Source organism: Spirochaetota bacterium (genome assembly GCA_004297825.1).
Lineage (GTDB): Bacteria > Spirochaetota > UBA4802 > UBA4802 > UBA5368 > FW300-bin19.
Map to the genome: position 1 here is coordinate 1 of SCSX01000093.1, position 21,230 is coordinate 21,230.

At 60.1% G+C, this 21,230-nt stretch carries 17 protein-coding genes; 13 read left to right on the forward strand and 4 right to left on the reverse strand.

Annotation, left to right across the window (positions count from 1 at the left end; genetic code table 11):
* Positions 1-298: 298 nt before the first annotated feature.
* The 6 genes from EPN93_20885 (at position 299) to EPN93_20910 (ending at position 9,393) form a co-directional block, all read left to right on the forward strand.
* On the forward strand, positions 299-1,030 hold the full coding sequence (locus EPN93_20885) for a TetR/AcrR family transcriptional regulator (protein ID TAL29546.1): 732 nt from the start codon (positions 299-301) through the stop codon (positions 1,028-1,030).
* Between the two features lie 315 nt (positions 1,031-1,345).
* The gene (locus tag EPN93_20890) at positions 1,346-3,190 is read left to right on the forward strand and encodes a response regulator (GenBank protein TAL29547.1); all 1,845 of its coding nucleotides are present in this window, start codon (positions 1,346-1,348) and stop codon (positions 3,188-3,190) included.
* A 701-nt stretch (positions 3,191-3,891) separates the two neighbouring features.
* The gene (locus tag EPN93_20895; protein TAL29548.1) at positions 3,892-5,382 is read left to right on the forward strand and encodes an aromatic ring hydroxylase; all 1,491 of its coding nucleotides are present in this window, start codon (positions 3,892-3,894) and stop codon (positions 5,380-5,382) included.
* A 227-nt stretch (positions 5,383-5,609) separates the two neighbouring features.
* Positions 5,610-6,374 carry an SDR family oxidoreductase gene (locus EPN93_20900; protein TAL29549.1) on the forward strand — a complete coding sequence of 255 codons (765 nt, stop codon included), beginning with the start codon at positions 5,610-5,612 and terminating at the stop codon, positions 6,372-6,374.
* Positions 6,375-6,588: 214 nt separating this feature from the next.
* A complete protein-coding gene (locus EPN93_20905) occupies positions 6,589-7,503 on the forward strand; it encodes a 3-hydroxyacyl-CoA dehydrogenase (GenBank protein TAL29550.1) in 915 nt (304 codons plus the stop codon).
* A gap of 39 nt (positions 7,504-7,542) precedes the next feature.
* Positions 7,543-9,393: a long-chain fatty acid--CoA ligase gene (locus EPN93_20910; GenBank protein ID TAL29551.1), complete on the forward strand. Its 1,851-nt coding sequence runs from the start codon at positions 7,543-7,545 to the stop codon at positions 9,391-9,393.
* A gap of 127 nt (positions 9,394-9,520) precedes the next feature.
* Here EPN93_20910 and EPN93_20915 read toward each other — a convergent pair whose 3' ends face one another.
* A complete protein-coding gene (locus EPN93_20915; protein ID TAL29552.1) occupies positions 9,521-10,753 on the reverse strand; it encodes an MFS transporter in 1,233 nt (410 codons plus the stop codon).
* 214 nt (positions 10,754-10,967) lie between these two features.
* Between EPN93_20915 and EPN93_20920 the strand changes: the two genes are divergently transcribed.
* A complete protein-coding gene (locus EPN93_20920) occupies positions 10,968-11,330 on the forward strand; it encodes a hypothetical protein (protein ID TAL29553.1) in 363 nt (120 codons plus the stop codon).
* 135 nt (positions 11,331-11,465) lie between these two features.
* Here the strand turns inward: EPN93_20920 and EPN93_20925 are convergent, their stop codons facing one another.
* The 3 genes from EPN93_20925 to EPN93_20935 all read right to left on the reverse strand — a co-directional run bounded on the left by EPN93_20925 (position 11,466) and on the right by EPN93_20935 (position 14,065).
* Entirely contained in the window at positions 11,466-12,578 is a 1,113-nt protein-coding gene (locus EPN93_20925) for an HD-GYP domain-containing protein (GenBank protein TAL29554.1), read from the reverse strand.
* Between the two features lie 135 nt (positions 12,579-12,713).
* A complete protein-coding gene (locus EPN93_20930) occupies positions 12,714-13,211 on the reverse strand; it encodes a MarR family transcriptional regulator (GenBank protein ID TAL29555.1) in 498 nt (165 codons plus the stop codon).
* A 176-nt stretch (positions 13,212-13,387) separates the two neighbouring features.
* Positions 13,388-14,065 carry a hypothetical protein gene (locus EPN93_20935; protein TAL29556.1) on the reverse strand — a complete coding sequence of 226 codons (678 nt, stop codon included), beginning with the start codon at positions 14,063-14,065 and terminating at the stop codon, positions 13,388-13,390.
* Positions 14,066-14,309: 244 nt separating this feature from the next.
* Here EPN93_20935 and EPN93_20940 point away from each other — a divergent pair, with 244 nt between their 5' ends.
* From EPN93_20940 to EPN93_20965, 6 genes are all read left to right on the forward strand, one after another.
* Positions 14,310-15,587 (forward strand): MFS transporter, encoded by a 1,278-nt coding sequence (locus tag EPN93_20940; protein TAL29557.1) that lies wholly within the window; start codon positions 14,310-14,312, stop codon positions 15,585-15,587.
* 165 nt (positions 15,588-15,752) lie between these two features.
* Positions 15,753-17,528: an FAD-binding protein gene (locus EPN93_20945; protein ID TAL29558.1), complete on the forward strand. Its 1,776-nt coding sequence runs from the start codon at positions 15,753-15,755 to the stop codon at positions 17,526-17,528.
* A gap of 37 nt (positions 17,529-17,565) precedes the next feature.
* Positions 17,566-17,889 carry a succinate dehydrogenase gene (locus EPN93_20950; GenBank protein ID TAL29559.1) on the forward strand — a complete coding sequence of 108 codons (324 nt, stop codon included), beginning with the start codon at positions 17,566-17,568 and terminating at the stop codon, positions 17,887-17,889.
* Positions 17,890-17,902: 13 nt separating this feature from the next.
* Positions 17,903-18,679: a hypothetical protein gene (locus EPN93_20955; GenBank protein TAL29560.1), complete on the forward strand. Its 777-nt coding sequence runs from the start codon at positions 17,903-17,905 to the stop codon at positions 18,677-18,679.
* On the forward strand, positions 18,679-19,992 hold the full coding sequence (locus EPN93_20960) for a serine dehydratase subunit alpha family protein (protein ID TAL29561.1): 1,314 nt from the start codon (positions 18,679-18,681) through the stop codon (positions 19,990-19,992). Before EPN93_20955 ends, EPN93_20960 begins: the two co-directional genes overlap by 1 nt.
* A gap of 46 nt (positions 19,993-20,038) precedes the next feature.
* Positions 20,039-21,208 carry an amidohydrolase gene (locus EPN93_20965; GenBank protein ID TAL29562.1) on the forward strand — a complete coding sequence of 390 codons (1,170 nt, stop codon included), beginning with the start codon at positions 20,039-20,041 and terminating at the stop codon, positions 21,206-21,208.
* The last annotated feature ends 22 nt before the right edge of the window (positions 21,209-21,230 follow it).

The window sequence follows — 21,230 nt, forward strand, 5'->3', positions numbered from 1 at the left end:
CTCCTACCTGGTGGCGATCGCCACGGACCGATATCTGGACGAAATATTGCAAGGCAAGAAAAACAGGCATAACTATGCAAAGTTTTCTCACTATGCCATCGGCCGGAGGATTGAAAATGGCGTCATTTGCTGGGAATTGTACTGGGGAGACCCCGGCGACACGCCGAAGGGGAAGATACACCGACGTACATAATACTCATTTCCCCCAAAAATTAATTCACACCTAAAAAATTCCCGGATATTCTTGACTATCTTACACCCCGCTGTACGCTTCCTTCCTGTACGCGGTACAGGAAGCGTGCTCATTTCGATCAGGGGCCGGGGGAACATGTCGGATATCAAGACTGCCAGGAAGAACAAGATCATAGAGACCGCCCTGCGGATATTCGCAGAGAAGGGGTTCCAGGAGGCGACCATCTCCGAGATCGCGAAGGCTGCGGGCGTATCGGACGCGACCGTGTACGAGTACTTCAAGACGAAGGAGGAGCTGCTCTTCGTCATCCCGGAGAAGCTCACCGGGGACGCGCTGCGCGAGTTCCGCGAAAAGGTGCTCCCCTTCCTCCGGGGCACCGAGAACAAGCTCCGTGCGATCGTGCAGACCTACATGTCCCTCTACGAGCGCAACCCCCACTACTCGGCCCTGGTGATGCTCCAACTCAAAAGCAACCGGAACTTCCTGAAAACCAGTTCCTACGAACAGATCCGCGACGCTGCGCGTGAGCTTCTGGGATGTATTAAGGAAGGAATTGCGGACGGAACATTCAAAAAGAATATCGACCCCCTCCTGGTCCGTTCCATGATACTCGGAACGATCGAGCACCTGTGCGTCCGCTGGCATCTGCTGGGCTCGCCCTCGAACCTGGTGGATCATGTGGATCCCATCATCGAACTGGTGCTCGACGGCATTCGGGCCGATGCGCCCGTGCGGGAGGTGACGGTGCACCTGCATGTTTCGGGCGAGGGCGTGAAGGTGAACGATGTGTCCGCTGCCGGCACGTCACGCGAGAAAAAAGGCACTGGTGAGAAATAGGCGGCCCGGTGAAAACGATCCCGAAAATCCCCGAAAAACCACGAAGAAAGACGCGCGCGCAGCACGCACGACGGCGCAATGCACGACCGTACGTGCTTCATATTTTGATGCGTTTTTAAAGTCTTCTGGAATTATACTACAAAAAGTGTATACTGTCTAATGCGGGCACCGTAATCCCGGGTGTGTGGGTGTAATCTTCGTTTCATGGATATAAGCACATTCGCGTTAACCGGCGGACCGGAACTACGGGAAGCGGCGGGGGGATTTGATGGACGATGCGGTTCATGGCATGGGTGAAAATCCGGGAGCAGGGGCATGATTATGGACGCCACCACCATTCTCCTCGTGGAAGATGAAATCATCATCGCGATGCTGGAAAAGGAGCAGTTGGAAAGCCAGGGGTATAACGTCATCCATACGGCCCGTGGAGAAACCGCAATCGAAATATGCCGCGCCAATGCGGGCTCCATTGACTTGATCCTCATGGACATCGACCTGGGAGCGGGTATTGACGGTGCCGAGGCGGCGGAAAGAATTCTTGCGGAATCGGACGTACCCATCGTATTTCTTTCCTCGCACACCGAGCCGGAGACAGTCGCAAAGACCGAAAGAATAACCTCGTACGGATACGTGGTTAAAAATTCCGGGATCACGGTGCTCGCCGCGTCGATAAAGATGGCCCTCAAACTGCATAACGCCCACAAGAAAACAGCGGAACAGGCCGACATCACCGATCGCGCGCGCATGGAGGCGGAGCTCAATAAGACCACGACGCTACTCGAGCAGGCCTTCGAGCAGTCCCCGGTTCCCATGGTGCTCGTGGCCATGCCGGGAGCGCTCATCCGCATCGTGAATCCCGCGTCCAGGAAGCTGCTCGGAATAACCGACGAGCCGTCCTTTATCGGCACCTCTTTACTCGATTACGTGCCGTCCTACCGGGATTTTGACGTGGATGGAAATCCGGGTTTGATACGCGAACTGCCGCTTGCCCGCGCGCTGCGCGGTGAAAAGACGCTCAACGAGGAACACAGGCTCGTCCGCAAGGACGGAACGACCCGCTGGGCGCTGGTCAGCGGCGCACCCATATGCGGCGAGCGGGGCGACATACTCGCGGGCTACCTGATCATGACCGATATCACCGGGCGCAAGCGGGCGGAGGAGGCGCTGCGGGAGAACGAGGCGCACCTGCGGACGCTCCTCGACACCATACCCGACCTGGTGTGGCTGAAGGACGCGGAAGGTGTGTACCTGCACTGCAACAGGCGCTTCGAAAGCTTTTTCGGCGCGAAGGAAAGGGACATCGTGGGGAAAACCGACTACGATTTCGTCGAAAAGGACCTGGCCGATTTTTTCCGGCGGCACGACAACGCGGCGATGGCCGCGGGAAAGCCCACTATTAATGAAGAACGGATCACCTTCGCGGAAGACGGCCACGCGGAGATTCTCGAAACCATCAAGACGCCCATCTACCGGAACGACGGACGGCTTATCGGCGTGCTGGGCGTCGGGCGGGATATAACCGGGCGCAAGGACGCGGACTCCAGGATCCAGAATTTGCTGGAGGAAAAAGACCTTATCCTCAAAGAGGTGCACCATCGCATTATAAACAACATGAATGTCATCGGGAGCCTGCTCTCGGTTCAGGCGGATGCTATGGACGACCACGACCTGAAAAATGTCCTGTTGGACGCCGAGGGACGCGTGCAAAGCATGATGCTGCTGTATGACAAGCTCTACCGCTCCGAGGCGGTGGGCGAGGTTTCGGTCAGGGATTACCTCGCCACGCTTGTGGAGGAGATCGTCCGCATCTTTCCCGCCAGGACGCAGGTGAAGATCAGGACCGAGCTGGACGACATAACCTTGGGCGCAAGGACGCTCTCCCCGCTTGGGATAATCATCAATGAGCTTGTGACCAACGCGATGAAGTACGCGTTCGCGGGTCGCGGCAACGGGGTCATTCTCGTGAAAGCCTCACGGCGGAACGGCCGCATGGTCGTCACCTTCGAGGATGACGGGATCGGTATTCCGGATTCCGTTTTCCCGGAGGGTTCGCCCGGTTTCGGGCTCCAGCTTGTCGGCATTTTGGTTAAGCAGCTGAACGGGACCCTGGTCATCGAAAGGGGGGAAGGGACGAGATTTATCATCGAGTGTCCGATATGACCGGCCGCTCGGCTGCGCCTGTAGCAGCAGGGGGGGCGATACGCGTACGGCGGTGATTGGCGCCGCGCGGTGCATCGTCTCCTCGCCTGTCCCGGTCCCGGGGGGATGAAGAACCGCTGTTATGGAAGGTGTATCGGCGCCAGCCCGCGATTTTGAGGCTGATTTTATAGTCGGCTCGTGGAAAGAATTATTGGCCGCGGATTTTCACGGATTCGCACGGATTTCCATCTGAGGATGGAAGCGAACATGAATCAACACGCTTATCCGCGGTAATCCGCGAAAATCCGTGGCCTGATTTCAGAGTGCGCCCGTGGAAAAGATTATTAGCCGCGGATTGGCCGCCGATTCACACGTATTTTCCCGTAGACAGATGTGCTTCCACCACCATGAGGGCTTATCGGCCCCCCTATCTCCTTCATTTGACCATAATAAAGGCATCAAATTACACGAATCGCTATAAATTTCCCCCGTAAAACATAGTCACACTGGTAAATTTTCAATAAAATCATACTTTTAGCCAAATCTATGTTGACAAAAAATAGTCATACTTGTTTTATTGGGATATGATTTATACCGGATAAAGGAATTGAATTCCAAATCCGGTGCTTCACGGGTTTTCACGTGTCAGGGGAGGGGTCAGAGCCCCTGAGGACTGGGAAAATCCGGAGCGTCACTCCAAAACCGGCTCAAAGGAGCGAGGAATGAGAACAAGAGAACAATACATGCAGGGTCTGCAGAAGATGCGCAAGAACCTCTACTACAACGGCTCCAAAATAGACCGCGTGAGCGAGCCGCAGATGCACGCACTCAACGTCATGGGCGTCACCTTCGACGCGGCCTCCGATCCCGAGCTCAAGGACCTGTGCACCGCGACCTCACATCTTTCGGGGAACACGATCAACCGGTTCAACCACATTCACCAGAACACCGACGACCTTCACCGGAAGCAGAACATGACGCGCGCCCTCTGCCGCAAGGTGGGCTACTGCATCCAGCGCTGCATGGGCATCGACGGCACCAACGCGATCAACGCGGCCTCCTTCGAGGCCGACAAGATCCGGCCGGGGGAGACGAACTATCACCAGAACTTTTTGAAGTGGCTGCGCTACTTCCAGGACAACGACCTCGTGGGATCCTGCGCGCAGACCGACATGAAGGGCGAGCGCCTGAAGCGCCCCAAGGACCAGACCGATCCCGATATGTACGTGCACGTGGTCGAGAAGAAGAGCGACGGCATCGTGGTGCGCGGGTGCAAGCTCCATATCTCCGAGGCCTCAATCGCCGACGAGCTGCTCGTGATTCCCACCAGGGCACTGGGCCCCGATGAAAAGGAATACGCGGTCGCCTTCGCCGTCCCGGCCGACCACGAGGGCGTAAAACAGGTCGTGCATGTGCACCCGCAGCGTTCGCGCGAGCACTACAAGCGCGGCATGGATATAGGCTATACTGACTCGTACATCATCCTGGACGACTGCTTCGTTCCCTGGGACCGCGTGTTCCTGTGCGGGGAGAACGACCACGGCGGGATGTGCGCGCTCCTGTTCGCGCTCTTCCACCGTCACAGCTATTCCGGATGTAAGCCCGCGGTGGGCGACGTGTACCTGGGGTTGGCGTCGCTCGCGGCCCGGCACAACGGGGTCTTCAAGGCGCCGCACATCAAGGAGATGCTCGCCGAGTTCATCAAGACCACGGAGCTGGGATACGCCGCCGGGTTCACCGCCTCCGCGCTCGGGAAGCCCGAGGTCTACATTCCCGGCCTGGGCCCCGTGCCCTACGGTCCCGGGAGCTGCATACCCAATTCCATCTACGCGAACGTGGGCCGATGCCTTACCGGCGAGGCCGTGTTCGAGGAAAAGGAGATGCTCTGCAACATCGCGGGCGGTTTGCCCTCGACCTTCCCCTACGAGAAGGATTTAATGAACCCGGAGATCAAACCGCTGCTCGAGAAGTATCTGAAAAGGAACCCGAACATGTCGGTGGATGAGCAGATCAAGTTCTGGATGTTCTACGCGGACTACACGTGCTCGTCGCTGGCGGGCGCGATGGATTATGGCAACTATCACGGCGGCGGCTCGCCCATCATGGAGCAGATCGCGATCACGTCGCAGTACGACATCAAGTCGAGGGAGCACCTGGTCAACTACCTCGCGGGCATCGAGAAGCTCAAGCCGGGTACGATAACGAAGTTCTGAGGCACGATTATGTTGCACCACGCTTTACGGAAAGCGAGATGAGGAGATGGGGGGAGATTGACGGGATAAGGAAGCAACCGCGAATAGACGCGAATAAACGCTAATGATTGCAGGATTCGCGTTTATTCGCGTGCATTGGCGGTTAATCCGCCTTTTCCAGGATTTCATTACTTCCCAATCTCCACCTCTCCCTTTCCTTTATGCCTTACTAATGAAAGGAGCATGATATGGAAAAAATCGGATTTCGTCTGGACGGGAAAATCGCGCTGGTGACGGGGGCGAGCCGCGGGATAGGCGAGGCGATCGCGCTCACGCTCGCGGATTACGGCGCGCACTGCATACTGGTGAGCCGGAAGGCCGACGCGCTGGAGGGCGTCGCGAAAAAGATCGCCGCGCGCGGCGGAAGCGCCGAGGTGATGGCCTGCAACGTGGGTGACCTGGCGAAGATCGGCGAGCTCTACGCGCAGATAAAGCAGCGGTTCGGGAAGCTTCACATTCTCATCAACAACGCCGCGACGAACCCGTACTTCGGAGAGATGACCGGCGCGGACGAGGCGGTGTGGGAGAAGACCTTCGACGTGAACCTCAAGGGACCCTTCTTCCTTATAAAGCACGCCGTCGAACTGATGACCGAGTCCGGCGGCGGCGCGATCGTGAATGTCTCTTCGGTGAACGGCGTGAAGCCGGCGCCCTACCAGGGGATATACTCGATCACGAAGGCCGGGCTCATCTCGATGACCCAGGGATTCGCCAAGGAGCTCGCGGCCCGCAACATCCGGGTGAACGCGCTACTGCCGGGCCTCGTGGACACGCACTTCTCCAAGGCGATCATGCAGAACGAGGACATCCACAATTTCGCGATAAAGAGCATTCCCATGAACAGGCACGCGGTCCCCGGCGAGATCGCCGGCGCGGTCCTGTACATGGTATCGGACGCGGCGTCGTTCACGACGGGCGCGAGTTTCGTGGTGGACGGCGGCGCGCTCGCGTGATACCGGTCTGTAAACGATGCTTTACGGAAACGGAGATAAGGAGATAAAGGCAAGGGTAAAGGCGATGGAAGCAACCGCGAATAGACGCGAATAAACGCTAATGATTGCAGGATTCGCGTTCATTCGCGTGCATTGGCGGTTAATCCGCCTTTTCTAAGATTTCATCACCTCTCAATCTCCATATCTCATATTCTTGCACACTAGGGGAAGGCACATGAATATCGACGATGTAAAAAAGGTTCTCATTATCGGCGCGGGTACCATGGGGCAGCAGATCGGCGTGACGTGCGCGATGGCCGGTTACGAGGTGGCGATATACGACATCAAGGAGGAGGCGCTCGCCACCGCGACGAAGCGGATCGGGAAGCTCCTAGATGGGTTCGTCGCCTTCAAGAAGATCACCCGGGAGGAGGCGGATGCGGCGCTCGGGCGGATATGGACCACGACCGACCCCGCGCTGGCCGCGAAAGGCGCCCACCTCGTGAGCGAAAGCGTGCCCGAAAACCCGGACATCAAGAAGAAGATTTTCGCGCAGTTCAACGAGCTCTGCCCCCCGGAAACCGTATTCACCACGAACTCGTCGACGCTCCTTCCCTCCATGATCGCGGCGGCCACGGGAAGGCCCGACAAATTTCTCGCCTATCACTTTCACGATATACGGATGACGAACGTTGTAGACGTCATGCCTCACAAGGGAACGTCGCCGGAGGCGGTCGAGCTCGTCCGCCGGTTCGCGCTCAAGACCGGCCAGGCGCCCATCGTGCTCGCAAAGGAGCACTCGGGCTACGTGTTCAACGCGATGATCGGGGCGGTGTTCTTCTCGGCCCAGTCGCTTGCGTCCAACGGGGTGGCCGCGGTCGAAGACATCGACCGCGCGTGGATGGGGGTGACACACATGCCGTTCGGGCCGTTCGGCATGATGGACAGCGTGGGGCTGGAGACCGTATGGCACATAACGCACTACTGGGCCGAGCGCCACAAGGATCCGCAGGCGAAGAAGAACGCCGATTTCGTGAAGGATTGGGTCGACCGGGGGCGCCTGGGACAGAAAACCGGGGGCGGCTTCTACGAGTACCCGGACCCCGCGTTCGGCAAGCCGGGCTTTCTCTCGGGCGGAAAGAAGGAATAGACGGAGGCGGAATTACAGCGCGCACAAGGAAATACAAATATACATTTTTCAGGAGGTCACCCGTTGAACAGTTTTCCGGAAAACACGATCGCCGCATTGTTCCAGAACAAGGCCGCACTGCTTGACGATAAGGCGTATGCCGCCCATTACACGGACGGGCGCTACCAGGACATCTCGTGGCGCGAAATGAACGAGATGGTGCACGACCTCGGGTATTATCTTCTTTCCCGCGGCATCAAGAAGGGGGACAAGGTGGGTATCTTCTCGCCCAATCGTTACGAGTGGCACATGGCCGCGCTGGCCATCCACTCGATCGGGGCGGTGGACGTTCCCATTTATGCGACCAACTCGGCGGAAGAGGTCGAGTACATCCTCGAGAATTCCGACGCGAAGCTCTGCATGGCGGGGACTCCCGCGCACCTGGACAAGGTGCTCAAGGTAAGGGCGAAGCTCCCGCTCCTCGCGGACATACTGGCGTTCGACGACCCGGGAAAGAAGATCGCGGGCGTCGTGACGCTTGCCGAGGCGCTGGAGGCCGGGAAGGCGAAGGCGTCACCCGCGGTGTTCGACGAGCGTCTCATGTCGATCGATCCCCACGAGACCGCCACGCTCATCTACACGTCGGGCACGACGGGCAATCCCAAGGGGGTAATGCTCACGCACCGGAATTTCTACTCGAACGTGCGCAACTCCCTGGTCGAGATGAAGGACCGGAAAACCGGGAAGGATTTACTCTCGCACGAGGACGTGCTGCTCTCGTTCCTCCCGCTCTCGCATTCGCTGGAGCGCACCTCCGGCTTCCACAGCGCAATCTACGCGGGGGCGAAGACGGCCTTCGCACGCGACATGAGCACCATACTCGAGGACTTCCAGCTCGTGCGTCCCACGGTGATCATATCGGTCCCCCGCATCTATGAAAAGATCCGCGCGGGGGTGCTCGGCAAGGTCGCCGCGGCCCCGCCGGCACGCCAGAAAATCTTCAACTTCGCGCTCCGGCAGGCGAAGAATAATCTCGACCGCGTGTGCCGGGACCTCCCCGTGCGCAGCGTGAAATACAAGATCGCCGACAAGCTCGTATTCTCCAAGCTCAAAGCCGCGCTGGGAATGGACAGGATGCGGTTCGCGATCTCCGGGGGCGCGCCGCTCTCGGTGTCCGACGCGGAGTTTTTCATAGGGATGGGCCTGAAGATACTCGAGGGGTTCGGGCTCACGGAAACGACGCCCATCACGCACTACAACCGGCCCTGGTCGATAAAGCCGGGGACGGTGGGGCATCCCATCCCCGAAACCGAGGTGAAGATCGCGAACGACGGCGAGCTCCTCATACGCGGCCCGCAGGTGATGGCCGGCTATTATAAGAACAGGGAAGCCACCCTGGAGGTCTTCACGGAGGACGGGTTCTTCCGGACCGGCGATATTGGCATGATCGACGATACCGGCTGCCTTCGCATCACCGGGCGCATCAAGGACATCATCGTGACCGCCGGCGGGAAGAACATAAGCCCGCAGAACATCGAGAACAGCGTGAAAAACTCGCGCTACGTGGAACAGGTCGCCGTCATAGGCGACCGCAGGAAATATTGTTCCGCCCTCGTGGTGCCGGCGTTCGCGGAACTGGGGGAATGGGCGCGCGCCCAGGGGATCGCCTTTGGCGACCCGGCCGACCTGCTCGCGGACGAAAAGGTGCAGGCGCTCTACAGGAAGGAGATCGACGCGCACACGGCGCAGTTCGCGCGCGTCGAACAGATACGAAAATTCTCGCTCATCAAGGCCGAGTGGACGCAGGTGACCGGCGAGCTCACCCCCACCCAGAAGGTGAAGCGCCGCGTGATCGAGAAAAAGTACGCCGCCGAGATCGAGTCCCTCTACGCCGGGGACACCGGGGACTGAGAACAAGGGCCCTGGTCAAGGTGCCGTAGAGACGCGATTCATCGCGTCTCTACGGCACGCATTCCCGGCCGGTGCGCTCGCTGATCCACCGTGGGCGAATCGGCGCCCCGCGCGAATCTTTACCTTTTCAGGCTCCCTGTGCGGGGAGCGCATTTTTTTGGCTGCGTCCATGCAGCGCGAGCACAAGCGCCGCGGCGGCGAACGATACCGCGCACACGTTGAACGCCGGGACGTAACTTCCCGTCGCGTCGATGAGAAAACCCATGGCGAACGCGAAGAGCATCATGCCGCCGTTGAACGTCGCGGTGAAGAGTGCGTTGGATTTCCCGCGGTCCCCCGGCTGGACGATGCCCACCAGGTGGGCATTCAGGACCGGGTAGAGGAATCCGTGCGCGAGCCCGTACAGGAGCCCCGTGCCCGCGAGCAGGGGCATCCCCATGGGCAGGTTGAAGCACGCGTTCATGCATGCGGCCGCGCCGAGCATGAAGACGACTATGGGTGCGCGGTCCCACGCCTGGACCACGCGAATGAAGGTGAAGCGGACGACGACGAGCACCGCGATATAGACGACAAAGAAAAAGGAATAGGAGAGGCCCGGCTTCGTGAGCACGAAGTTGGGCAGGAAGGTGAGAAGGACGCCGAACCCCCCGCCGAACACGAACGCGACGAGCGAATACGCGCGGTAATCCGGGTCGCGGTAGAGCGCAAGTATCCCGCGGGCCATATCGTCGCCATTATCGCGCATAACGGTCTTGCGCGGCATCGCGAAGGCGAGCGCCAGGCTCACGGCGGCGAGCGCGGCGGCGATTACGAAAAGCCATTTGAACGGCACGCCGTTCCCGAGGAGGAACTCGCCGATCGCGGGGCTCACGGCGTTCGTGAGCGCGCCGGTGATCCCGTAGAGCCCTATGGCCTCGGCGGCGCGGTCCCCGGGGACGATTTCGAAAATGACGGTCGTGCCCAGTATCATCGCGAGCGAAAATCCCATACCGTGCAGCACGCGCACCGCGGGGACGAACCACGAGAGCGACGCGATCCCCAGGTACAACGCGTAGACCGCGATGAGCAATCCGTAGCCCATGCGCAGCAGCAGCACGCGGTCCCACCGGTGGATGAGCGCCCCGATCGTCACGCTTGCCGCGATGACGAGCACCTTGTCGATGTTGTTGACCGCGCCTATGTAGGACTCGCTCGCCCCCATGCCCTTCAGGTACACGGGGAAAAGTATGAAAAAGGAATTACCCAGGAAGAAGCAGAGGTTCGCCAGGGACATGGTATAGAAGGCCTTGGGGAATCGTTTCAACGCGGTGCTCCCGGTGCGATTTGTTTCATGAGCGGATGCATAGCACGGCGGCGGCATGGGGCGCAAGCACTTTGCGCCGGCGCGCGGCCCGCGAAGCCCCGCGTGGGGAAAGGCCGCGGCCTGCGCCTTCGTGCGAATCGGAACCCCCAGGCCTTTATCGCCTGCGTGCTGCCACGATCCAATTTTTTCGCAGGCAGGCAGGCCATGCGAAAATCCGCTCGGCCCCGTTGAAATTCGGCAAGGTGATTAGTATTTTTAGCGGGGGTGTGCAATGGATTCGACGGCCTTCAATTACCAGCGGCACGGACCGGACAGGGTACTGAAAACGATCACGCTGTTCATCATGGCGTCCTGGGTGCTGTGCGTCGTCATCTTCACGATCGTGGCCCTGGAAAAGGCCCCGATAGCGGCGGATACGTACAGGGACCTCCGCATGTCGATCTCCGGGGATGCCGAGCCGGGCCTCATGGACGCGGCAATTCTATTAATGGGCGCGCAGTTCCTGCTGGGGGTAATGGGCCTGGGCTTCCAGGCCCGCCGCATGCGCAGGACGACCGACCAGTTCAGCGTCGTGCTCTTCCTGTTCACGCTCGCGTCGCTCGCGGGACTCATGTTTTATTCGCGCCTCTTCTAGCGGTGGCGGTTCGATCGGCGCGGCAGGGGCCACGCGGCATGTGCGGCGCATAACGTCAAAGAGGCGGGGGGGGGCCGATACGGCTGTGCGCCGCGACCGGGCGCCGGCGGGCCGGGGAGCGCCGGGGAACTCCTCCTACCAGGAAAATATTTTACTTGAAAAGAGTTTCATGCAGACGTCGACCACGTTCGGATCGTACCTGGTGCCCCGGAATTCAGTGAGCTCGGCGAAGGCCTTGTCCACCCCGGGCGACATGCGGTACGGCCGGGGGGTGGCCATCGCCTCCACGACGTCCGCGACCGTGAGTATCCTCGCCTCGAACCGTATCTCGTCGTCCGAGAGCCCGTATGGGTAGCCGCTTCCGTCGAGCTTCTCATGGTGCTGGAGCACGATCGACGCGACGGGCCAGGGGAATTCGATGTCCTTTAGAATCTCGAACCCGATCATGGGGTGCACCCGGATCACGCTGAACTCTTCGTCAGTCAGCCTTCCCGGCTTTGTAAGGAACTCGCTGGGGACGTATATCTTGCCCAGGTCGTGGAGGTTTCCGGCGACCATGATCCCTTCGAGCATCTTGTCGTCGACGCCCAACTCGCGCGCGATGGCGACCGCGAGTATGGAGACGCGCTGCTGGTGTCCCGCGGTGTACGGATCGCGTTTTTCAAGCGCGTACATGAGCGAGTTCACCGTCTGGTGGAAGAGGCGCTTCGAGAGATCGTTGCTCTCCTGGAGCTGGTTCGTGCGCTCCCTAACCTTCTGTTCCAGGTCGATGTTCAGGTGCCGGAGCTCGTCGCGGCTGTTGAGGAGCTTCCGGTTGGTGAGGTCCAGGTCCTTGTTCTTTTCGATGAGCTGGTGCTGCAACAGGACGATCTCGTTGCGGCTCTGCTGGAGGGACTGGCGATAAAGTATCTCCTTCGTGATGTCGCGGATCACGACGACTACCGGGTGCGCGCCGCCCGCCCGGTGGATGAAATGCAGGTCGAAAAATATTTCGCTGTGCGGGGAGCGGTTGATGCACGCCACGCTGAACTCCGCGCACTCGCCCATCATGACCATCTCGATCTCGTGCTCCAGGCCGGCAGCCTCGGGGAAAATCTCGGCCAGGTCCGCGGCATCTCCATCGTGCTCCATTCCAAGGAAAACGCGGAAGGGCTCGTCCGGGATATACAGCTTCCAGTCCGCCCCGAGAAACCCATAATACAGGGCGAAGCGGTTGAGTATGTCGTTCAGGAATTCCTGGTCCATCATGTGAATTATAGCGTATGCGGCCAACCATTCGCGGGAATTATCGCTCGAAAACGAAAAAAGTCAAAGTTCTTAGGGTATCGCCGCATGCAACGGCTAACCTATTTTAAGGGGCGGTCCGGATTCCCCTGAAAATCGTTAGCCCTTTGGGCGCTTCCGGGAGAGTGAGGTCTTTTCCCTGACGTACCGATTCATGTATTCCTCGACCTTATCCAGCATGGAGGAGCTTGATTCGATCTCCCCAATGGAAATATTTTTCAGGTATGAGAATATCCTGTTATTCATGTCCTGGTGATATTTCTGGTGCCCCCGGTAGGTCGAATGCCCTTTCGCCGTGAGCTTGAAGTAGACAAGCTTGTTGTTGTCCTCTTCCCTGAATTTCTCGATAAAGCCTTTTTTTTCAAGCTTGCCGGCCATCTGCATGATGGCCCCCCTGGTCACCCCCAGGACCTTGGCCAGCTCCGCCATGTGGGTGCCGTCGTTTTCCGCGATCGCCTCGATGGTGTGGACCTCGGACAGGTGAAGGGATTCCCCCGAACCGTAGTCCATGGGAATCCTCTGCAGAATGTTCATTTTATTGTTGATCCGCATGAACTGGTTGTACACGTCTTTAAATAGTTCTTTCTTCGTTTTCATCCCGGTTTTGGAAATGCGACGATTGAAATAATGGAACCCGCCTGAGCGGTGCGGACGGTGAAATCGTCTTTCATTTACGTTCAAAAAGCAATCTTAAAAAACGGCAACGCGGCGAATCGGTGATCGCAAAATCAGTACATCCGGTTCCCCCGGGGAAGCCGGTGAAAATGCCGCGCTTATGCGTCAAGGGACGGGGTGCCGATATATCCCTTTCTCAAGATATTGATTCCGAGTGGCAGATACCCGGCCATCATCAGGATCACGCCCGCGGTGCTTATCAGTTCGATATCCGGATTGTTCAACAGCACCAGTCCCATGATTACCGATACTCCCTGCACCCTGCCGATAAAATTTTCTCTTACCAGGCCGATCGCCTGTATGATCGCGCCCAGCGGAAGCAGCACGATAAACCAGTTGATGACCAGCAGGCCCCTTTTGTCCACCAGCACCTGCAGGTAGGGAATGAGACCGGCGAATTGCGCGTCGTCCAGGGTGTCGAAGCCCGAGAGGACCAGGCAGAGACTGCCCTTGTCCAGGGCGAGTATGACCGCACCGAACAGGGCGATCATTCCGCCCCAGAAACCGCAGCGCGCACCCCGGCCTTTTAAAACAAGCAGGACGTAGAGCACGCTCAAAACGATGAGCGGTATCGAGAAAGCCACGATAGTATGCCCGATGTGAAATATCGGCTGGTGCCTGAAATTAAGCACGAGCTGTTCCGCGTGCTCTACGATGTCGAAGCTTAGGATGTCGGGATGCAGCAGGAATCCGATTAAAAGCAGGAACGGAAATATGATCGTGGAAAGCCCGCCCGCTATTTCCAGCCTTCTGTACTGGTCGACCTGTGTTTTCATAGAGAGCCATCCCCCTTGTAGTGATGAACCGGGTACCCGTGCCGCCCGCGGCGGCCGGTTACCTTCGCCCCTGAACAAAAGCCCCGACAACCATCATGCCCCCGCCCATGACAGGGGCATGATGTATACATTCTATACGTACAAAGTATATATGCTATACATAAAGTCAATAAAAATTCACACGCAATGTGAAAAGAGCGAATTAATGGCTTGACAACGTATAATAGCTATACATCATGTATACATGATATACTATAAAAATTCCATTAAACCGGGAGGCGGCATATCCGCCCATGCGGCGCTCGCGGTCTGCACATTGCTTTTTACCGTCAACTTCATGGACAGGAGCGTGATGTCGGCAGTGCTCGAGCCCATGAAAAGGGACCTGGGGCTTTCGGACGCCCAGGCCGGACTGGTTCAGACGCTTTTTTTCATAAGCCTGGCCTTCCTGTCCACGCCCGTCGCCTACCTGGTGGACCGATGGAGCAGAAAAAAATCCATCGGGCTCATGGCGCTCGCGTGGAGCCTGTTCACCTACGGTACCGGCGTCGCGCGGTCTTTCACAGCGCTCCTGGCTATGCGGATATTCGTGGCAACCGGCGAAGCAGGGTTCTCCTCGGGCAGCATCGCCCTTATCACCGCCTCGTATCCGGAACGGATGCGCGCGCGCGTCGTGGCGCTGTTCAACATGGGCCTTCCCCTTGGCTCGGCGCTGGGTGTCATGCTGGGCGGGTATATATCGGCGCATCACGGGGGCTGGCGGGCTCCCTTCTACCTGTTCGCGTTTCCCGGCGTCGCGCTGGGTCTCGCGGCCTTCTTTTTAAAGGACTATGCGACGGCGCCGGAAAACACGGGGGCCGGCCGCCCGGGCGGCTTTATCAAATCCGCGCGGGAGCTTTTTTCCATCCCAAGCCTCCGGTGGAATTATTTCGGCTACGCGATGATGAACGCGTTCGTCACCATGATTTTCGCCTGGCTCCCCTCGCTCATAATCCGCATAAGCGGGATCGGCGAGGACAAGGCGGGCCTTCTCATGGCGATGGTGCTGGGGGGCTGCCTTCTGGGCACCATGAGCGGAGGGGTGGTCGCGGACCTGTGGCAGAGGCGCAATCCGCAGGCCCGCATGCTCCTGCCGGCGGCGGCGGCGCTGCTTTCGCTCGCCATCATGATGCTCGCCCTGTACCTGTTCAATCTCGGCATGACCGGGGTGACCCTGGCGCTACTCGTGGCCGTGGGATTCGTCTGCACGCTGGGCATCCCCGCGCAACAGGCGGTAACCCAGGACGTCGTTCCGACGCGCCTCAAGGGCCTCTCCTTCGGCATGCTCATGTTCATGATGTATTTCGGGGGAGGGTGGTCTCCCCTGCTGGTCGGCGCGATATCGGACGGTTCCGGGAGCGGGGTTGGGGGGCTCATGACCGGGTTTATCAGCATCACGGTGGTGACGCTCCTGCTGAGCAGCTGGTGCTATTTTCGCGGTTCGCGTTTTTATCCCGGGGACGCGGCGAAATTCCGGGAGTAGGCCGTATCGGCGCCCGCCGGCCTTTTGACATGCGTGCGCCTGGATCAAATAACCATAGGGGAAACGGCGCCTGCCATGCGCGTACCCTGCGTATGACCGGATGAATTCCGTCCGGGCGTGATGACACTGACGCGCCATGTGAGTTTCGGATAACGGAGGAACGATATGCCAATTCAGAAAATTGAAACCGACGTGCTCGTTATCGGCGGCGGGGGGGCGGGCTTCAGGGCTGCCATCGCGGCGCGGGAACGGGGCGTGCGCGCGCTCCTCGTCAGCAAGGGTCCGCTGGCGCGGTGCGGGGCGAGCCCCATGGCGGGGGCGGACTTCACCCTGGACGGCGCGAGCATGAACGGGCTGGGGCGCGACGGCGACACGAACGACAGCATGGACAAATGCTTCAACGACATCGTTACGCAGGGCTGGTTTCTCAACAACCAGAAACTGGTGCGGCACTATGTGGAAACCGCGCCCAGGCTCCTGAAAGACCTTATGGATTACGGCATCGACATCAAGCTCTCGGACCAGCGCATGATATTTTTCAGCGGCCTGCACCTCATGGATATTCTTTTGAAGAAGGCGCGGTCCGTGGGCGTGGACCTGCTCGAAGACGTCATGGTGCTGGAGCTCCTGCGTCGGGACGGCGGGGTTACGGGCGCGCTGTGCCTGGGTATCCGCACCGGCGAATTCATCGCGGTTTCCTGCCGCGCGGTCGTGATGGCGAGCGGCGGATGGCACAAGGCGTTCTGGCCCAACACGGGAATGCGCGACCTGTCCGGCGAGGGCATGGCCATGGCGCAGCGCGCCGGCGCAACCCTGGGCAACATGGAGTTCATCACCTTCTGCTGCAACATCATGTACGAGCCCCCCATGTGGCGGGGAAGCCTGGCGCCCTATATGCTGGGCCTCATCGCCGGGGGGAGGCTCTGCAATCGAAAGGGGGAGGAGTTTCTGAAACAGTATGATCCCTCTGTCGTGAAGACGGGCACCTCGACCGAGTGGAATAAAAGCTTCATTTCCATGGCGAGCATGAAGGAGGTGCGCGCCGGCAATGGATTCGAAAACGGCGGTGTCCATTTCGACCGCGGTGAGGTGTCGTGGGATTTAATGAAGATGATCGCCACCTTCATCTTCCCCGACTGGAAATACAAGGCCATCGACCTCTCCGAATGGGGAAGAATGCTCGAGGCGGGCGAGCCCATAGAGGTGGGACCGGCCGTCGAGTATTTCGACGGCGGCATTATCGTGAACGACCGCTTCGAATCGGGCGTACCCGGGCTTTACGCTGCGGGCGAGTGCTGCCTGGGGGCGTTCGGATCCAACAGGGTCTTCTCGGCTATCACCGAGATGCTGGTCCAGGGCCTCACCGCCGGCGAGAACGCAGCCGCGTTCGCCGGGGGAAGCGCGCAGGTTGCTCCGGACGCCTCCCTGGTCAATGCGCTCGTGCACGCCGCGGAAGCGCCGCTCGCGGGGAAGGGAAATATCAGCCCGGCACGGGCCCGCCGGATCATACAGGAGCGCGCGCACGCGCAACTGGGACCGGTGCGCAATGGAAATGAGCTCTCCGATTTCATAGCGTTCCTGGAAAGGGTCAGGGCAAATGAGCTTGGCAGTCTCACGGCGGCTTCGCCGGGCAGGATATACAACAAGGAATGGATCGACGCCCTGGAGCTCGGGAACATGGTGCAGCTCCTGGAGGTCTCCGCGCGCTGCGCCCTCGCGCGCACGGAGAGCAGGGGCGTGCACTTCCGCGAGGACTGTCCCGTGACCGACAACGACGCGTGGCTGAAGGAAAGCACCGCGACGATCGGGGACGGGGGGTTCGATATCGGCAGCCGCGCGGCGACCGTCACCTCGATGAGCCCTCCGGGCGGGAAGGTTCCCTACCTGGACATGATGAAGCGGATGATGGAATCCCATTCCGATACCGGCGGCAAGCATTGAGCGCCGCACATGGTTACTTCACCAGGAGGAGACGATAATGAACGGTGATTCGATACGCGTAAAGGTCTTTCGATTCGACCCGTCACGGGACAGGGAACCGTACTATAGCGATTACTCCGTCCCGTTCGAAAAGGGAATGAGCGCCATGGACGCGCTCGATTATATCTATCAAAACCTTGACGGCGGCATCGCCTACTACGATCATGCGGGGTGTTCCCTGGGAATCTGCGCGCGCTGCACCGGCCGCGTGAACGGCAAGCCGGGACTCATTTGCCAGACCGCCGTGGAAGGGGACATCGTCCTGGAGCCTGTGAATAAAGACAAGGTCATCAAGGACTTGGTGACGCGCCGCGGCGGCTGACCCGGGGATAACCATGAGGGGTGTCGCCGGACAACTATTCAACGGGGGTCACGTCATGTCGAACGAAACCGTACGCAAAGGCTTCACCGCGGAACACCACGCCCTTCTCTTCGCGTGGATGGCGCGGGAAATGATCGGCCGCGCGGGGGAGCGGGACGCTGCGCCGGTGATCCGCGCGGCGGTGCAGGAATACGGCATGCAGCGGGGAAGGCGCATGGCGCTGCGCGCGAAGAAGAACGGCCACAAGCGTTCAATGCTGAACTACCTGGTTTATGTGGAGTGGCAGGCCGGCAGGGGCGAGATGGTGACGAATGTCGTCGAGAAAAGACCCGCGATGAGGGTGAAAATTCCCCGGTGCTGCTGGCACACGGCCTGGAAAAAATTTGACCTGGTGCCGTACGGGCGCTACTACTGCCTGGACGTGGACCTCGCGCTGGTGCGCGGATTCAACCCGGATTTGAAGCTGGAGCTGCGCGACATCAAGCCGGACGGCGCTCTGGAGTGCGATTTCATTTTTCACGGCGCGGCGCTGGGCCCCCGGGAGATGCTTGCCTTCCTGTACCGGAAAAATGTCAAACCCGGGAAGTCGGTGCTCATGCCCTGGGATTATCATACCGGGCACGTGTATAAGACGATGGGCGATGCGTTCTCGCGGGAGTTCGGCGGGAAGGGCCGGGACGCGGCGGATGCCGCCCTCGAAGAGTTTTCCCGGCATTACGGAAGCGGCGCCGCCGCGGTAGTGCGGGGATTCGCGGACACCGATTTCAACGTCCTGCCGGGGGGTGCGTGATGCCGTTTACCGTTAAAGACGTGCTCGCGATGGAGGTAGCGCCCGCGCTGGGATGCACCGAGCCCTCGGCGGTCGCGCTCTCGGCCGCGGCCGCCGCGTCGCTGCTTCCCGGGCGAAGCGTCGAAACGGTGGAGGTCTGGCTCGATCCGAACATCTACAAGAACGCGATGGGCGTCGCCATACCGGGAACGAACGGGGAATACGGCATCCACCTCGCGGCGGCGATGGGCGCCCTCGCGGGGGACCCCTCCCTGCGGCTCGAAATATTCGACTCGATAGACGAACGGGCGCTGGGGCGCGCCAGGGAGCTCGTTCGGAAGAAGAGCGTCACGATACATCTCATGGAGGACAGGAAAGGCATATTCATCCGCGCCGCGGTATGCGGCAGCGGCCACAGGGCCCAGGCGCGTGTCGAGGGTTCGCACGACAATATCACGGAGCTCATCCTTGACGGCGCACCCGTTATGGGAAATCCGCTTCTCGCGGGTTCGGTGCAGGCGCATTCGACGCGCGCGCGTCTCGAGGAATGGCTTACAGGCCTCTCCCTCGCGGAGCTGCTCGCGCTCCTGGATGAGCTGGATGAAGAGGACCTGCGCTTCATCGCGGAAGGGGTGCGGGTCAATACCGTCCTGGCCGATTACGGCCTGAAGTTCGGGCCGGGACTCGGCATCGGCTGCGCCTTCATGCGGCTGGTCGGTGAAGGCCGGCTGAAGAAGGACATGGTCCTCTCCGCGCGCATGCTCACGTCCGCCGCGTCGGACGCGAGGATGGCCGGGGTAAAGCTTCCCGCCATGAGCTCGGCCGGCAGCGGGAACCACGGGCTCACGGCGATACTGCCCATCTGGGCGGTGCGCGAGTACGTCACCGGTGACGACGATTCCAGGGTGCTCCGCGCGATCGCCTTCAGCCATATCCTCACGGCCTACGTCAAGGCGCATACCGGCAGGCTTTCGGCCGTGTGCGGATGCTCGGTCGCGGCGGGCGCGGGGGCCGCCGGCGGCATCGCCTACCTCATGAACGGCACACTGCACCACATCGCCGGCGCGATCACGAACCTGATCGAGGACCTCGCGGGCGTCATCTGCGACGGCGCCAAGGCTGGCTGTTCGTTGAAGCTCGCGACCGCGGCGGGGACCGCGGTCCAGGCGGCGCTTTTTTCACTGCACGGTGTCAACGTGAAGGCCACCGACGGCATCGTCGCCTCGACGCCGGAGCAGACGATGAAGAACGTGGGTGAGCTTTCCACGATAGGCATGATCGAGACCGACAGGACGATTCTGCGGATCATGATAAAAAAGCAGTTTGATATCTGAGCCCCGTGTGCGATAGTATCTGAAACGGCCGGGCCGGGAGAAAACCATGTCCAGAATTGAAAACGTCGCGGCGCTTGCAGAGGAAATGACAGGGTGGCGCCGTTTCCTTCACCGGCATCCCGAGACCGCCTTCCAGGAAAAGATCACCTCGGATTTTGTCGTGGAAAAGCTGCAATCCTTCGGGCTCGAGGTCGCGGCCGGGATAGGCCGGACCGGGGTTGTCGCCACGCTGCGCAGGGGCGACGATACGCGGGAGGCAATCGCGCTCCGCGCCGACATCGACGCCCTCGACATCGAGGAAGAGAACGACCTGGAATACCGTTCGGAGCATCCCGGGAAAATGCACGCATGCGGCCATGACGGGCATACCGCGATGCTCCTGGGCGCGGCGCGGTTTCTTTCCGCGAACGACTGCTTCAGGGGGACGGTCCACTTCATCTTCCAGCCCGCGGAAGAAAACGAGGGGGGCGCGAGAGTAATGATTGAGGACGGCCTTTTCGAGAGGTTCCCGTGCAGGGCGGTCTTCGCGCTGCATAATTTCCCGATCCTGCCGGAGGGCTATTTCGCGATCAGGAAAGGCCCGGCCATGGCGGCGTTCGATATTTTCGACATAAGCCTCAAGGGAACGGGCAGCCACGCGGCGATGCCCGAATCGGGAAAGGACCCCGTCGTCGCCGCCGCGCACCTGGTCACGATGCTGCAGACGATCGTGAGCCGGAATATTAGCGCGACGGAGTCCGCCGTGATCAGCGTTACCGACATCCACGGCGGCACCACCTATAACGTCATCCCCGAATCCGTACGTATGCGGGGAACAACCCGCCACTTTCTCCCGGCGGTCCAGGATCTGGTGGAGCGGCGGATGAAGGAAACGGCCGCGGGAGTTTCCGCGTCCACCGGCGTAGCGATCGAGGTGCGCTACGAACGCCGCTACCCCGCGGTGGTCAACAGCGAGAGGGAATCGGACGAGGCGATCCTCGCGGCGTCGCGGGTGGCCGCGCCCGGCGCCGTCATCACCGCCATCCCGCCCCTGATGGGCTCCGAGGACTTCGCGTTCATGCTGAATGAGAAGCCGGGGGCCTATATGGCGATCGGCGCGGGGGCGCCTCGAGAAAACGGCATGCCGCATCAGCCGGGCTACGATTTCAACGACGCGATCCTGCCCGCCGGGGCGTCCTACTGGTCCGCCCTTGTGCAATCGCTTCTGCCGAAGTAAATTCAGGGCGCCCGGCGCCGGG

Excerpts from the sequence above, each read along its gene's own strand:
- EPN93_20960 (TAL29561.1), top strand. The coding sequence starts at position 18,679 with ATGCCGTTTACCGTTAAAGACGTGCTCGCGATGGAGGTAGCGCCCGCG.
- EPN93_20930 (TAL29555.1), bottom strand. The coding sequence starts at position 13,211 with ATGAAAACGAAGAAAGAACTATTTAAAGACGTGTACAACCAGTTCATG.
- EPN93_20955 (TAL29560.1), top strand. The coding sequence starts at position 17,903 with ATGAGGGGTGTCGCCGGACAACTATTCAACGGGGGTCACGTCATGTCG.
- EPN93_20945 (TAL29558.1), top strand. The coding sequence starts at position 15,753 with ATGCCAATTCAGAAAATTGAAACCGACGTGCTCGTTATCGGCGGCGGG.
- EPN93_20935 (TAL29556.1), bottom strand. The coding sequence starts at position 14,065 with ATGAAAACACAGGTCGACCAGTACAGAAGGCTGGAAATAGCGGGCGGG.
- EPN93_20940 (TAL29557.1), top strand. The coding sequence starts at position 14,310 with ATGATATACTATAAAAATTCCATTAAACCGGGAGGCGGCATATCCGCC.
- EPN93_20950 (TAL29559.1), top strand. The coding sequence starts at position 17,566 with ATGAACGGTGATTCGATACGCGTAAAGGTCTTTCGATTCGACCCGTCA.
- EPN93_20905 (TAL29550.1), top strand. The coding sequence starts at position 6,589 with ATGAATATCGACGATGTAAAAAAGGTTCTCATTATCGGCGCGGGTACC.
- EPN93_20965 (TAL29562.1), top strand. The coding sequence starts at position 20,039 with ATGTCCAGAATTGAAAACGTCGCGGCGCTTGCAGAGGAAATGACAGGG.
- EPN93_20915 (TAL29552.1), bottom strand. The coding sequence starts at position 10,753 with ATGCCGCCGCCGTGCTATGCATCCGCTCATGAAACAAATCGCACCGGG.
- EPN93_20895 (TAL29548.1), top strand. The coding sequence starts at position 3,892 with ATGAGAACAAGAGAACAATACATGCAGGGTCTGCAGAAGATGCGCAAG.
- EPN93_20920 (TAL29553.1), top strand. The coding sequence starts at position 10,968 with ATGGATTCGACGGCCTTCAATTACCAGCGGCACGGACCGGACAGGGTA.
- EPN93_20890 (TAL29547.1), top strand. The coding sequence starts at position 1,346 with ATGATTATGGACGCCACCACCATTCTCCTCGTGGAAGATGAAATCATC.
- EPN93_20900 (TAL29549.1), top strand. The coding sequence starts at position 5,610 with ATGGAAAAAATCGGATTTCGTCTGGACGGGAAAATCGCGCTGGTGACG.
- EPN93_20925 (TAL29554.1), bottom strand. The coding sequence starts at position 12,578 with ATGATGGACCAGGAATTCCTGAACGACATACTCAACCGCTTCGCCCTG.